Raw genomic sequence first — 13,014 nt, forward strand, 5'->3', positions numbered from 1 at the left:
CTGGCGAGGTTACCTTGTCAACAGATTTTGTGCATGGGTACGGAAGTGATGAAACCAATCGAGCGCCGTTTGGGGAGTGTGAGGGACGTAACCAAACCGCGACATCAGGCCTTCATCATAGTAAGCCAGAACGCAAAGTATCATCAAAAATGCGTAGCTGAAGAGATTGGCGAGCCGGCTTTGCCCCCAGAATTTGAGCGCGGTACCAAAGCTGTGTTTGAACGTATAGCGTCCTCGCCGAAATTCGACGGACCATATCTCGTCGAGCAGGATATGCGACATGAAACCGATGAAGATCGCGAGTGTCTTGAACAATCGAAGGCTCATGTTGTCGCACGAACTGACGAGGAAGGCGAATAGTGCGGCGGAGAGTGCAGCCGGCATGCTGTGCCACATTCCACGGTGCACCGTATAGCGGCGAAAGAGCTCCGCGATACCGAATCGCAAAAAGAAATAGACGCAGATCGTCGTAACCAACATCATCTCGTGACTCATGCCGATCCGACGCAAACGCTCCACCAAAAGCATAGGAATGACGGCCGAGGCGAACCCGATTGCTTCTCGTAGCGGAATCCCCGAATCGCTATCCAGATCAGGCAACATCCCACTGACGCTGCAGAGCGCCCCGCCGATCACGCAGCTTTCAATCGATAGGCCCGATTGATATCCCCCCAACCCATAAAGAATGCCCGCGACCGTGCTCACCGTCATATGGGTTCGAAAGTCTGCCATGATCTTCTACGCTTTGCTAGCGAAATGGAACCGGCTTCGATCCGGCGTGTGAATGGCTGCATTCAGGGATACCTGCTCCCTCAGCCGGCCGACGGGGCAGGGGAGGGCAGGGGAGATGCATAACAAAAGAGGAGGGGGGAGCGTAAGGTCGTTCGGGAAATGCAGAATGGGTATTTACGGAGCTTGGGCAATCGCGATATAGTCCGCGCTTCCAGTCCACCTGCCGAGCAAAGGAATGCGAGCACTATGCAAACGTACGACATCATCATGCTGATCGTGCTAGCTGCGACAACGATCTTCGGGGCAATCAAAGGTTTTGCCTGGCAAGTCGCGTCGCTGGCTTCGATTGTGGCCAGCTATTTTGTCGCGTACCACTTTCGCAATGATGTGGCCAAGATGATCAACGCCGATCCGCCTTGGAATCTGTTTTTGGCAATGCTATTGCTTTACTTCGGATCGAGCTTCGTGATCTGGATGGCTTTTCGATTGGTAAGTACCTCGATCGACAAAGTGAAGTTACGAGAATTCGATCGACACTTGGGTGCAGGCTTTGGTTTGGTTAAGGGAATTCTGTTTTGCCTTTTGATCACCATGTTTGCTATGTCATTGCTCGGGCCGGCACAGCAACAGCGGATCGCCAACTCGAAGAGTGGGCTTTATATCAGTCGTATTCTGGCGAGCGCGGGTGGATTGTTGCCGGTCGAGATTAAGCAAGTCGTTGGACCTTATATTCAGAATGTCGAACAGAAGCTGCAGCAGAATCAGTGGCCTGATGGGCAAGTCCCTGCGGGGTATCCCGTGTCCGAGGCAGGGCAGGGGGGGTGGGGAGGAACGGCGAACTCCGCTCAAGTCGGGAATGGAACGAGCGGTTCTTGGTTTCAACCAAGCACCCCGGCACCCGAGCCCAGCGGCAATCTATGGCCTCCTTTGGGAGGGAGTCAGCCGGCGGGGCAGGGGGGTGGGGTCTATCCTTCCAACCCGGGGTATCCGCCGAGTAATCCTGGAACGCAGACCGGCTGGCCGAGCGACATTTTGCCTCGCTAAGTCGGTGCAGCGGCCTGTTCGCAGTGGCTTGTTCTTCGTGTTTTGGCTTGTTGCTGATTACCGGCCTAATGGCTTACTGGCTTGCAGCGAGTGCGAAGAGGGCGAACGTCCCTAGCCAATGTTCTCCTTCGTAGTGACCGCTGAAGACGTATTGAAATCCGACGCGCGCGTGATCTTGCGCGGACTGAAGAAGTCGAGTTCGCAAAGGGTTGTTGTCCGGTAATGAACGGGCGATTCCCAGCATGCACCAGGCTCGCGAGAAGTCGAGGCCTGCAAGATGGACTAATTTTCCGTCGGTCACATCGCTCACCTCCACGGGTTGAAGCAGTTTGGAACTCGATACCGGATTGCCCGCGGAGTCGTGTTGGAACAATTCCGGCAAGAACGCCGGGAGCCATGCCGCGAACTCATCGGGCGAGAGAACGCGACGCATCAAATCGGCTTCATTGAGCGTGGGAGAAAAGAAGTCTTCGCCGGAGGGTTCGAACGCTGCGTTGGCGGACTGGTCGCGAAGGTAGTAGTCGCGCGCGCGTAGAAGGACTTGCGAGAGAAGCGATTCGTTGCCGACAGCTTTGGCGTAATCGATGGTGAGTCCCAATGCGAAGGCCGTATCGGGGTGGACGCCAGTCCGAATGGGAAACGAAAGCCGCGGCAAGTAGTCGACGGTCAGTTCGACAATTTTCTCCTCCAAAGGTCGAAGAGCGTTGCGCCATTGTTGAGCGTCTGGGTCGTCGAACGGATGGAGTTCGGTGACGAGTTGAAGAAGCCAGGCCCATCCATACATCCGTTCGAAGGAGCGATTTTCCTTCGAATCGAAATACCGTGTCTCGGTCAGTAGGTTTGCCGTCGAGAGACTTGCAGAAAGCTTCTGTCGCGAAGGAGCGGAGAGAGGGTGGGCGGGGTAGTGGCGGAGAGGCAAAACTGCCGTCGGTCAGGAGTCATGGTGCGAGGGTTCTCGGTAAAGGGCGGGAAAGCTCCGGGGAGCTCCGGAAAGACTTCGTAATCGTGAGAGATTCGCAGCGTGACAAAGTTCACGCCATCGTTATAGCTTACCCGCCCAGCAATCTCCTGCCCCCGGGTGCCGGGAGGGCAAAGGGGGAAATTCCCCGCTCCGGAACGTCCGATAATGTTTCTTATGTTCGGTTTGAATGGCAGAAAACCCTGGTTTTTGGCGGGTTTGGGCGATGACGGGGATTCTCGGCTGATTGGCAGGCGGGGGTGGGATAGGGGCGGAGGATGCGCGGAGGATCGGGCTTTCCGCTCACCCCCGGGTTCACCCCCCCTGCTCTTGCCTGCCCGGCCGAACGGCCCTACAAAGGGATCAGCGAACCAACTTCGCTATTCGAAATTCTCTCCCTAAACCGGAAAGCTTCGCAACCGTATGCGGGCCTTCATCCTGAGAATCCTCTTGCCGCTGGCCGCGCTCGGTGTACTCGGCGCCCTCCTGCGATATGCCAGCTGGAATCTCCCGGAACTACCCATCGATCAGTTGCCAGGAATGACGCTCTTCGCACCTGTATCGCTTATCGCGATTTGGCTGGGCTGGAGGCCGATTTGGCGAATCAACGAGTTGCTGACTCTCCTGGTGACGTTGGTGCTCTCGTTCCTTCAGTGGAATTTGGTCATGCTTTGGGGGCTGCCCATACGAGCCGTTCCTTTCGCACTGGGCGTCAATGCTTCCCATTGGGGGCTGTTCCTCCTTTCCGGCGCGACCATGGCCGGCATCCTGCGATCCCTATCGGGCCTCGCATTGCACGCGCGCTACCCAACGCAAGGCCGCGACCAAACAACCACGCCCAATCCGGCGCTCCAGTTCTCCTTGCGTCAGATCACCTTTCTCACAACTCTCGCTTGCTTTGCCGCCCTCTTCTACAAAACGAGCGTTCTCGATCGCCCGGACTTTCTGTTTCGCTCCGCTTGGTATCAGCTCTTTCCAAACGAGCTTCGCACGATCGTGTCCGGTGCTATAGGTGGTCTTCTCGCTCCTCTTTGTTGGGTCGCTGTTTGGTGCGCGCTGCAATGGAAAAGCTGGCGACTCGCAGCCTTGATCGTACTCATCCCGCTCTTGGCCATTCTTCGTGCAGGGGCAGGGGGGCTCTACTGGGATTCCCCCGTCGAGATCATGGGAACCGATGCGCTCCAATCGAATCTAAACCCGCTTGCCACCCAAGTCGCTTGGTTGAAAGTCTCCGCGCCGGCACCGATGATCCGAGCGACTTGGACTGCCTGGGTCTGCGAAGCGGCAATGCAACTCCTTTTGATTCTTCTATCCCAACTCTGGATTCGAAGAGCCGGCTACGAGATTTCCATCTCTCCCCCCTCCCCTTCGGCTTAGCCCCCCTACCCTGCCCTGCGAACTGGGCGGTACCATAGATTTCCTTGCCATCACACAACCTTTGCTCTTAAGGAACCGCACGAATGCCTCTCCCCAATCGACGCACGATTACCAAACAGCTCCTGCTCGCCGGCATTGCAAGTCGATGCACCTTCGGTGACGTCAGCCATGCCACACGACTCTTTGCCTCCAATCAATCCCCTGCCCCGCACTACCCAGCCGTCCGCGAAGCGATGAAGGGCTTCGTCGAGGAGAAAGAAATTTCCGGGGCGGTGACCTTGGTGGCTTCTTCCGAGAAGGTCTTGCATCTCGATGCGACAGGTTTCGCGGATCTGGAGAGTCAACAGGCCTTGAAATCCGACAGTATCTTTTGGATCGCTTCGATGACCAAGCCGATGACGGGCGTGTGCGTCATGATGTTGGTGGAAGAGGGGAAGCTGAATCTCGATGCCCCCATCAGCGATTACCTGCCCGAGATGAAGAATCTTGCTCTGAGCGATGGAACGCCAGCCAGAATCACACTACGACATTTATTAACGCACACGTCCGGTATGGCGGAGCTTCCTGGCGGCGAAGCTTACTCGTCGAAGAACCTCAAAGAAGCAGCGACTCGGTACGCCAAAGTAAAGGTTCTCTTTCCGCCTGGTTCGAAGTGGCAATATAGTCAGACGTCTATCAATACGGCTGCATGTATTGTGGAAGCGGTTTCAGGAAAGCCGTTTGATGTATTTCTCCAAGAGAGAATTTGCACACCGTTAGGCATGAAGGATACGACTTTCTATCTCTCCGATGCTCAGGTGCAGCGGCTTGCTAAGTCCTATCGAAGAACGGAGCAGGGGGAGTTGGTCGAGGCGCCGATCGGTCTGCTCGGTGGGAAGAAGCCGACGGATCGCGATCGCATGCCAGCGGCGAACGGAGGTCTCTTTTCAACCGCCGAAGACTATTCGCGATTCGCTCGCATGTTGCTTCGCAAAGGAGAGTTGGATGGAGTCCGCATCCTTGCGCCGAAGAGTGTTGCCGAATTCTCCACTCCCTCGGCGGGGGAAGTGATTACGGGGTTCACGCCTGGAAATACGTGGGGGATCGGCTGCTGCATCGTGCTTGATCCGCAAGGCGTGACGAAGGATCTTTCGTCAGGAAGCTATGGCCACGGGGGCGCGTATGGCACGCAGGCTTGGATCGATCCGACCAAAGACCGCTGCTATATTTTGATGACCCAGCGTGCGAACTTCCCGAATGCCGACGCATCAGATGTTCGCAAAGAGTTTCAAGAGAAGGCCGCTGCACCCCAGTAGTAACCGATCGGAGACCGGCTGGTACTTGGGAGTTAGGCTGTGATGGTGTTCCCGTGCGTTTGGACGGAACCGTCTTCCATTTGTTCGAGGAAGGTCCCCATGCGACGGAACTTCTCGTAGCGATCGGTGGCCAATTGAGCGGCCGGCACTTTCAGCAGGCCGTCCAAGGTTTTCGACAAGTAGCCTTTGAGACGCGAGGCCATTTCGTGGTGGTCCCGATGGGCTCCGCCGAGGGGCTCTTCGATCACGTCGTCGACCACTCCTAGCTTGGAGAGATGGGACGAGGTGAATCGCAATGCGTCGGCAGCTTTTGGAGCGAATTGGTGGCTCTTCCAAAGGATACCAGCACATCCCTCCGGACTGATGACGGAGTAGTAGGCATACTGCAGCATGGCGATCTTGTTTCCAACTCCGATGCCCAACGCCCCGCCGGACCCCCCTTCCCCGATGACCACGCAGATGATGGGGACTTCTAGTTGGCTCATGAGGAACATGCTTTCCGCAATGACTTGCGCCTGCCCTCGTTCTTCGGCTCCGACTCCGGGATAGGCACCCGGAGTGTCGATGAAGCAGATGATGGGTAGCCCGTACTTCTCTGCCATCTTCATCTTGGACATGGCTTTGCGGTAGCCTTCGGGATGCGCACAACCGAAGTGGCAAGCGGCTCGCTCTTTGTACGTGCGTCCTTTTTGGTGGCCGACCACCATGACTTTGTGACGACCTAGTTTGGCGAAACCGGTGAGCATGGCCCGATCGTCGCCAAAGAACTTGTCCCCGTGCAATTCGACGAACTCGTCGAAAGCGAGATTCAAGTAGTCTTTGGTGTACGGACGGTCCTTGTGCCGTGAGACTTGGACGATCTGCCAAGGGCTCAGTTCGCCATAGATCTTCCTGGTTGTTTCCGTCCACTTACGGCGAAGCGCACTGATCTGCTGTTCTTCATCCGGCGAGTGAGTCGGGGATTGCTCAAGCTGCTTGAGTTGAATTTCGATGTCGAGCATCGGTTGTTCGAATTCAAATCCAGGAGGAGTTGTTTCCATGGTGCAACTATTCGTTCGGAAAGGTGTCCGTTGAAGATGGGTTGGTTTGAAACGAGGCGTGCAAGTTGGGAGGGCGATGAATGCGACGAGGCAGTTAAGATGGGTTTTCGACACGGCCGCCGGACGGCATATCGTCGAATACGGACACATCGGGCTTGCGCGGTGGCTTTTTGAAAATAGGGGTGGCGCGGATGATCTTGAGGACATCCCACATCGACTGGGGGCGGTCCTCCGGTTTTTTCGCCATCATTTTGCGGATGACGTTATTGAATTCGGGCGTGACGTTATCGTTGACCACCAGCACCGAAGGGGCGGCCGTGGTAAGGTGTTTACTGAGTAGATCGTTGGGAGTATTCCCTGTGAAGGGTGGTTTACCGACGAGCATTTCATAGAACATGCAGCCGAGGGAATAAATATCGCTGCGAGGGTCAAGGCCTTGCCCGCGAATTTGCTCAGGGGACATGTAGGAACGGGTCCCTTCGACTTTGCTCCTGCCACCAAAGAGTTTGCTAAGCCCTGTTTTGGCTTTCTTGGCGATCGTGAAGTCGATGAGTTTTACCAATCCATCGCGATTCACAAGAATGTTATCGGGCTTGATATCGCAATGCACATAGCCCTTGCTGTGGAAATAGTAGAGGGCTTCGCTGATTTGTTCGATGATGGAGGCAAGCATGTAGGCGATCGGTTCGGGACCTTTTCGCAGCGCTTGCTTCAAGTTCATTTCGCTGAAGAGCTCGAGGACGATAAATGGGGTATCGGCGTCGGTGACGTACTCGACCAGTTTGATGATGTTCTTGTGATGGAGATTGCTGGCGATCTCAAACTCATGTTTGAGGAAACCGATTTCCTCTTTGTTTCCGCGCTGTTCTGGACGGAGCACCTTGAGGGCATAGCGATTGCCGTCGTCTTTGATTCCTTCCCAGACCTGACAAGTACTTCCGAGGCGGATCAAGCGGGCCAGTCGGTACGGCCCCAGGAAGTCTCGAACTTTAACCATGAAAACCCTGTGTTTTGCCCGGGGATGGCTCCCCCCTCCCCTGCCCTACCCTGGTCTGGGAAAAGAAAAACCCTTGCATTGGAACGTTCCGAGGGCCCTCCCCTGCCCCGCGTTTCGCGGTTCGGCAGAGGTCCCTAGCGGGCCTTACTATAAGCAAAAACCCCCTAGGCGCAAAGGTTTAACCCATCCGGAGAAGTCTCCGATGCAAGGCAATTAGCGGGAAGCCAGATGGGGTTTGAGCGGTTCGGCGGGAAGACCGGGTGCTTTTTGGAACGTCGGAATCAGTTCGCCGGCGTCGAAGGAGAGGAGTCTCTTTTCACCCACGAAATAGTTGTGGTTGTCGGCCACGACGAGATTGTAAGTGACTTCGTCTTTGGCGGAAGAAACCTCTTTGATCACCACATTGCCACTGGTGGTTCGAATCGCCATACCCGGTTGGAGGTCCTTGGTCTTGGTCCAACCTTTTCCAGTCACCCACCAGGGGTGGCCGAGTGTACTAACGATCGATTCGCCGGATTCAAGCGTCATACTGCGAGTCGGGGCAGGTGCTCGACGGGTCGTTCGAATCACGGGTTTGAGAGAGAGTTCCCCCGTCAAAATATTCTGCGAGACCACTTGGTCCCCGATGCGAATCGATTCGATCGATGCCAATCCAGTTTCGGTTTGAACCGCCGTTCCCGCAACAAGGCACTCGCATGTGTTCTCTGGCAGCGTGAACGAAACTTGCACGGGGCGCGGAGTGTAGACAGGCGAGGAATAATCTTGACCGTATTGGTAGTTGATTTCTTTGGGGCCCAAGACTTCGATTTCTTGTTGTTTCTGCCACCAGTTCCACCACGTCTGCGCGGTGTCATCTAGCTTCTGACCCGAGGTGGCTCGTAATACAACCGCGATCTTACTTTGCTTGTCCCGAAGTTCTGTGTTGGAATTTGCAGCGGCTGCGGTATTCGCTTTCGCAAATCGCTCCGCCTCATCCATCGCGATGCTAGCTGCCACCGCGTTGGTGGGAGATTGGATCGTGGCGACGTTGCGTCCGGAGCGAAGACCCAATCGGCGATTGTTCATTGCCATTCTCGGCGCGATGTTAGGACCGCTACCCGTCGTCAAGATCTTATCGATTTGAATGACTTCGTTCGTGTCTTGCATTTCCTGCCGGCCAATGGTTTGCAATACCAGCGCGCCATTAGGTCGCGTAACGATCTGATTCTGCACTTCGATGTCGGATGCCATCAAGTCGAGAAGCTCGGGTACATACCATTCGCTTTCGACTTCTTTTAGGCCCTTGATCGCGGAGGCGGAGATTGGGGAGCTTGGCTCGCCGATCGCCAAATTAGCGAGGGCGGAACATGCGTCTTTCGTCTGGAATCGGCGGATGGCATTGACAAGGTGAACCGCCGTATCTCCCGAGTTTTGCGTTGCAGCAGCATGGAGAGCGGGGACGATTCCTGGGTCCTCTACCTTCTGAAGCCATTCAATCGCTTTGACGGACTCTTTACCACCGCGATCGAGTTGCGAAGCAACTTCATTCACACGCGGATACCATTTCTTAAGAGATGCCAGAGTTTCCGAATTCTGCTCCAGGATGGATTGCCATTCCTCGGCGCTAACCCAGCGATTCCCGATGCGGCGAAAGCCGAGCGCTTTTCGCGCTTCGGCATGGTTAGGCTCGAACGAGAGGACGCCATACCAATGCGCTTTGGCTTGAGGCACCCAATTTTGGGAGCTGCAGTAAACAGCCATCGAACGATGACCTTCCAGATCTAGAGGCTGATCACCTCGTTGCTTCCTGTATTTCCGAAGACTTGATTTGAGGTCTTCTTCAGTAATCTCTTCTACCGCTTTCCAGTCTTTATCCAATTGAATGAGACCCGACTGCCATGATAAAGAGGATACGGTCCGCTTTGATACCTCTTCGTTATGGCTCTGAATGGAAGAGAGCAAGGTAGAACGGTTCAGAGGGAGACCTTTCGATTCATCCCGCAAAACATCTTGTAAAGAGATATATCGGGACGTGCTACTCGATTCGTGATCGCGCTCGTCGCCATAGAGAACAGGAATCATACCGCCATGGATCACCATACCGAGAGCCAACAAACGGCTCATGTGACGACCAACCGAATGCGTTCGCATCGCCAACTCCTTCGTGCCTTCGGGCAACTGAAACCAAGAAGAGTTCAAGCAGTAGACAGCAGCAAGATCTGGCGTGAACTGCTTGAATAATGAAGCACTGACTCTGTCAAGTGTATAGAATCTGGAATTGTCGCGCCAACAGCTGGCGGAATAAAATCTGTTTTTTCTGCAGTCGACCAATTTCGTGGGAGCTCGACGCACGCCATGAGCAAGCCAATTATTTCCTTTGCTGGCCTTTTCTCATTCCCCGATTTCCATACGTCTGGCCCGTCTCGGCGGTACGGCCTGACGCGGCGGTGCGGCCTGACGCGGCGGTATGGTGCTCTCACTCTGCTGGGTTCCTCGACTCTTTTGTCTAGTCTATTGCTTGGAGTCGAAACCATCGCCTGTGCCCAAGATATGCCAGCCCTCCCCCAATTGGCACTTGAAAATACTCCCGACGATGAAGCGGCTGGTCTCGGCCTCGATGCCTCGCCCATACGAGCTTTGGAGCAAACGACAGCGGATGTTCGCGAGCATTTGCGGAAACAGGGATTGATGCAGACACGGCTTCTACAGCTACAGACTTCCCTACAGCAAACGGAGGTGAGTTGGGTGCGTATCAAACGGGAGCAATCCCGTCAGATGTCCATGCAACTCGCTGCATTGGAAGCTTCCGCTTTCTTGGGAAGTCTCGCAACGGACATGAACGACGAAATCAGGGCCGCGAGGAACGATCGGACCAATGTAAATTTCAACGCCGCGCAGGCAGGTCAGCAATTGAGAGAAGTCGCGCTTGCCAAAGCCCAAGCGGACTTAAACGTTCTCAGCCGAAGCGAGGAGATACGGCAGCTGGACACGGTCTCCTTCGCAGTTGTCCAGCGCAGGATGAATACCATTCAAGAGATGATCGACCTTCATCAAAAATGGCTTCAATGGCAGGTCGATTATGCTGGCTTTCTTCTCCGATATTGGCCTCATACAGACCCCGAACGCCGGTTCTCGGAAGAGGAGGTCCGGGAACGCCTTCAAGTATTATTGCAGGCGCCCGAGACGGACTACGCTGCCATGATCGCTTGCTCGCTTCTTCACGAGCGCCTCGGCGATCTCGATGAAGCTTGGACTTGGTTGGAACGAGCAGCGCAAGGACCTGTGTTTTTTGAATCCACCGTACTTCACCTGCGACTCTTGTTGCTTTCCTCCATGAAAAAACATCGGGAAGCCAAGATATTGATGGCGAGGATCGCCAAACTGGAATCCCTCTCGCCGTGCGACCGTTGGATCAAGGCGAGGTGGTTGGCGGGTGAGAATAGCTGGGGCAATGCGGAGTCGGAGTGGAAGAAGCTTACCGCGGAGAAAGACTTTCGCATCCCCGCCCATCGCTCGCTCTCTCTATTGCATTTAAGAAGAGGAGACGCGAATTCGTCGGCTCGAGAGAAGGCCTTCAAAGAGGCGACCACTGCATTGGATCTCACCCCGGAACCCGATTGGTTTTCGTACTTCGTGATGGCGAACGCATGCGCGGCAATGCAGCGAACCGATGATGCAATCGCCTACTTGAAGAAAGCGGATGAACTAGCCAGCGGTGAAAACAAAGAGCTTTGTCAAAAGCTATCCGAGGCTATCGACCAGCAAAAGTTTCTCGTATGGGACATGACGCGGCGCTGCGTCCCAGTTCCCTGACTCGGTATCCGAGTCAGGGACAAACCTCGCTTTTGAGGGGGAATCGTCGGAGTTAGAAATCCCCGTTGCCCCCGTATTGATAGGCGCTCATTCGATATGCAAGCTATTTCTCGTCCCGTATCGCGAAGGCGTCGAGTTGCACGAATTTGCCCTCTTCCATGCTGGCTCCACCGATCGATACGAGGACATTCGAGTCGATAGGCAGGAATCGATGGAAGAAACGTGGAGAGACCGAACGACCGATCAAGTTCCATTTTTTGCTCTCATCGTCCCAGCGGAGCATATCCCCTTCGTGTGTGCTAACGATGAGGCATCCGTTCAAGCTCCATCCTGCGGCCCCAAAGCCCGCCATGGCTTGATCACCTAACAACGGTGTCGACTCCGTCCAGGACTTTGTTATTGGGTCGTAGATCGCAACCGCTTTGGTCGGACCTTTCTGGTCCATCCCACCGATCACAAAGAGTTTTCCGTTGTGCGCGACCGTTGCGATGGCGCGTCGTACGAACGGAGGGTTCGGGATCGCTTTCCATTCGAGTTGTGGCTCGGATAGATTCATCGCCCAAGCGGTTTCGTGCCATTTCGTCTCCTGTTTGCCTGCCATCGCCCAGCCTCCCACGACGTAGACGGTGTTTCCAATCATCGCGGCATCGTGGCTGGATCGAGGCTCGGGCAGACTGGGAAGTTTTGACCAAGTCTTCGATGTGCGATCAAAAGCGTGCACCGAAGCTTGTGAATGCAAATCCTGGGGCTCGCCCGCTTTGTTCTTTGCCGAAAAACCTCCGATCAAGATCAACTTTGAATCGTGGGCGACCATGCCCAGTCCTTGAAGTCGCTCCCCGGTCGCTATTTCCTTCCATTGCGGGGTGGCGTTTTGAAGATCGAGCTCCAGCAATTTGTTGGATTGGCCTTCTTCGGAGTACGAGTGTGCGTCTCCCGTATTCCCGCCATAGACGTATAGGGATTGTTCGGTGTGAACCGCGCCGAAGCTTGTCGTTGGAAACGGCAAGGGAGGGAGTCGTTTGGTCACTTCTTGTGTGGGTAGTTCCGGTGCCAGAAACGTGGCGGTGAAGTAGGTCGACTCGGTTTCGTAGCGGGTGTCGTTGAGTTGACCTGGGGAGGGATCGCTTGTTCCGAACATGATTCCCATGACACCTTGGCGAAGCAGAGTATCCTCGAAAGATATTTTGCCGTCGTCGTTTGTCTCCCCGCTGGCTAGCTCGTCTCCCGCGGAATTGTAAAGGGTCACTTTGGTCTTCGCGAAAGGCTTTCCAGCTTTCCACGCATGCACATCGATGCCACCATCCGTGTCGATGATCTCGGCAAACAGTTTCGGTAACTTGGATGGGTCTGCAATCGGCTGGCGTGCTACATACGGCGTATGGCTTTGGTGCATCGAAATGTATTGAAGCCGCGTTCCTTTGTAGATGCCATAAGTCGCTTCGGCGATGAAGAGGCCGTCGCGGGAAACCGACTTTTCCGTGGTGCAACCGACTAAGTCAGAGGTTTCGATCTTGTTCAAGGCAAGTGGGGTGGCTTTGCCGTCCAGGCTAAGTTCGGTGAATTTGCCTCCGGCGAGCGAGTTGGGCATTTTGTAGGTTTGGTCCGCGATCCCCTCGCCGAAGTAATAGATCAATTTTCCATGATCTCCGCGCACCAGCCATGGAAAGTGGGCTTGCGCGAGTCCCGGTAGCCAACTGAGGAGCAATGCGAGCGAAGCCGGCCAAAAGAAAGTTCGTTTCATCAGTTTGTCGTTTCGTGTTCGATGATGGGTTGGAATAC

General features: G+C 55.0%; 10 protein-coding genes. 4 read left to right on the top strand and 6 right to left on the bottom strand.

Translation table 11 applies throughout. From position 1 onward, the window contains the following. Positions 1–9: 9 nt before the first annotated feature. Entirely contained in the window at positions 10–732 is a 723-nt protein-coding gene (locus SH467x_RS13180) for a metal-dependent hydrolase (RefSeq protein WP_482367571.1), read from the bottom strand. A 246-nt stretch (positions 733–978) separates the two neighbouring features. On the opposite strand from SH467x_RS13180, the gene SH467x_RS13185 reads away from it, so the two are divergent. Continuing rightward, positions 979–1,776, top strand: a complete 798-nt coding sequence (locus SH467x_RS13185; RefSeq protein ID WP_482367572.1) for a CvpA family protein — start codon at positions 979–981, stop codon at positions 1,774–1,776. Positions 1,777–1,849: 73 nt separating this feature from the next. On the opposite strand, the gene SH467x_RS13190 is transcribed toward SH467x_RS13185, so the two are convergent. Then, positions 1,850–2,695, bottom strand: a complete 846-nt coding sequence (locus SH467x_RS13190; protein WP_482367573.1) for a DUF2891 domain-containing protein — start codon at positions 2,693–2,695, stop codon at positions 1,850–1,852. Between the two features lie 462 nt (positions 2,696–3,157). On the opposite strand from SH467x_RS13190, the gene SH467x_RS13195 reads away from it, so the two are divergent. Together SH467x_RS13195 and SH467x_RS13200 are read left to right on the top strand one after the other, a co-directional pair. Further along, a complete protein-coding gene (locus tag SH467x_RS13195; protein WP_482367574.1) occupies positions 3,158–4,111 on the top strand; it encodes a hypothetical protein in 954 nt (317 codons plus the stop codon). 83 nt (positions 4,112–4,194) lie between these two features. After that, positions 4,195–5,406, top strand: a complete 1,212-nt coding sequence (locus SH467x_RS13200; protein ID WP_482367575.1) for a serine hydrolase domain-containing protein — start codon at positions 4,195–4,197, stop codon at positions 5,404–5,406. Positions 5,407–5,438: 32 nt separating this feature from the next. Here SH467x_RS13200 and SH467x_RS13205 read toward each other — a convergent pair whose 3' ends face one another. From SH467x_RS13205 to SH467x_RS13215, 3 genes are all read right to left on the bottom strand, one after another. After that, complete coding sequence (locus tag SH467x_RS13205; RefSeq protein WP_482367576.1) at positions 5,439–6,446, bottom strand: acetyl-CoA carboxylase carboxyltransferase subunit alpha; 1,008 nt, start codon at positions 6,444–6,446, stop codon at positions 5,439–5,441. Between the two features lie 94 nt (positions 6,447–6,540). Beyond that, positions 6,541–7,443 carry a serine/threonine-protein kinase gene (locus SH467x_RS13210; protein ID WP_482367577.1) on the bottom strand — a complete coding sequence of 301 codons (903 nt, stop codon included), beginning with the start codon at positions 7,441–7,443 and terminating at the stop codon, positions 6,541–6,543. Positions 7,444–7,656: 213 nt separating this feature from the next. Next, a complete protein-coding gene (locus SH467x_RS13215; RefSeq protein WP_482367578.1) occupies positions 7,657–9,573 on the bottom strand; it encodes a polymorphic toxin-type HINT domain-containing protein in 1,917 nt (638 codons plus the stop codon). Positions 9,574–9,777: 204 nt separating this feature from the next. Here SH467x_RS13215 and SH467x_RS13220 point away from each other — a divergent pair, with 204 nt between their 5' ends. Continuing rightward, positions 9,778–11,235 carry a tetratricopeptide repeat protein gene (locus SH467x_RS13220; protein ID WP_482367579.1) on the top strand — a complete coding sequence of 486 codons (1,458 nt, stop codon included), beginning with the start codon at positions 9,778–9,780 and terminating at the stop codon, positions 11,233–11,235. A gap of 103 nt (positions 11,236–11,338) precedes the next feature. Here the strand turns inward: SH467x_RS13220 and SH467x_RS13225 are convergent, their stop codons facing one another. Continuing rightward, positions 11,339–12,976 (bottom strand): Kelch repeat-containing protein, encoded by a 1,638-nt coding sequence (locus tag SH467x_RS13225; protein ID WP_482367580.1) that lies wholly within the window; start codon positions 12,974–12,976, stop codon positions 11,339–11,341. Positions 12,977–13,014: the final 38 nt, after the last annotated feature.

It is taken from the genome of Brakhagea slesvicensis, assembly GCF_052161625.1.
In the GTDB taxonomy this organism is placed as follows: domain Bacteria; phylum Planctomycetota; class Planctomycetia; order Pirellulales; family Pirellulaceae; genus JBKCUI01.

Coding starts and splice junctions, on each gene's coding strand:
- SH467x_RS13225 (WP_482367580.1), bottom strand. CDS start 12,976: ATGAAACGAACTTTCTTTTGGCCGGCTTCGCTCGCATTGCTCCTCAGT.
- SH467x_RS13185 (WP_482367572.1), top strand. CDS start 979: ATGCAAACGTACGACATCATCATGCTGATCGTGCTAGCTGCGACAACG.
- SH467x_RS13205 (WP_482367576.1), bottom strand. CDS start 6,446: ATGGAAACAACTCCTCCTGGATTTGAATTCGAACAACCGATGCTCGAC.
- SH467x_RS13200 (WP_482367575.1), top strand. CDS start 4,195: ATGCCTCTCCCCAATCGACGCACGATTACCAAACAGCTCCTGCTCGCC.
- SH467x_RS13215 (WP_482367578.1), bottom strand. CDS start 9,573: ATGCGAACGCATTCGGTTGGTCGTCACATGAGCCGTTTGTTGGCTCTC.
- SH467x_RS13195 (WP_482367574.1), top strand. CDS start 3,158: ATGCGGGCCTTCATCCTGAGAATCCTCTTGCCGCTGGCCGCGCTCGGT.
- SH467x_RS13220 (WP_482367579.1), top strand. CDS start 9,778: ATGAGCAAGCCAATTATTTCCTTTGCTGGCCTTTTCTCATTCCCCGAT.
- SH467x_RS13210 (WP_482367577.1), bottom strand. CDS start 7,443: ATGGTTAAAGTTCGAGACTTCCTGGGGCCGTACCGACTGGCCCGCTTG.
- SH467x_RS13180 (WP_482367571.1), bottom strand. CDS start 732: ATGGCAGACTTTCGAACCCATATGACGGTGAGCACGGTCGCGGGCATT.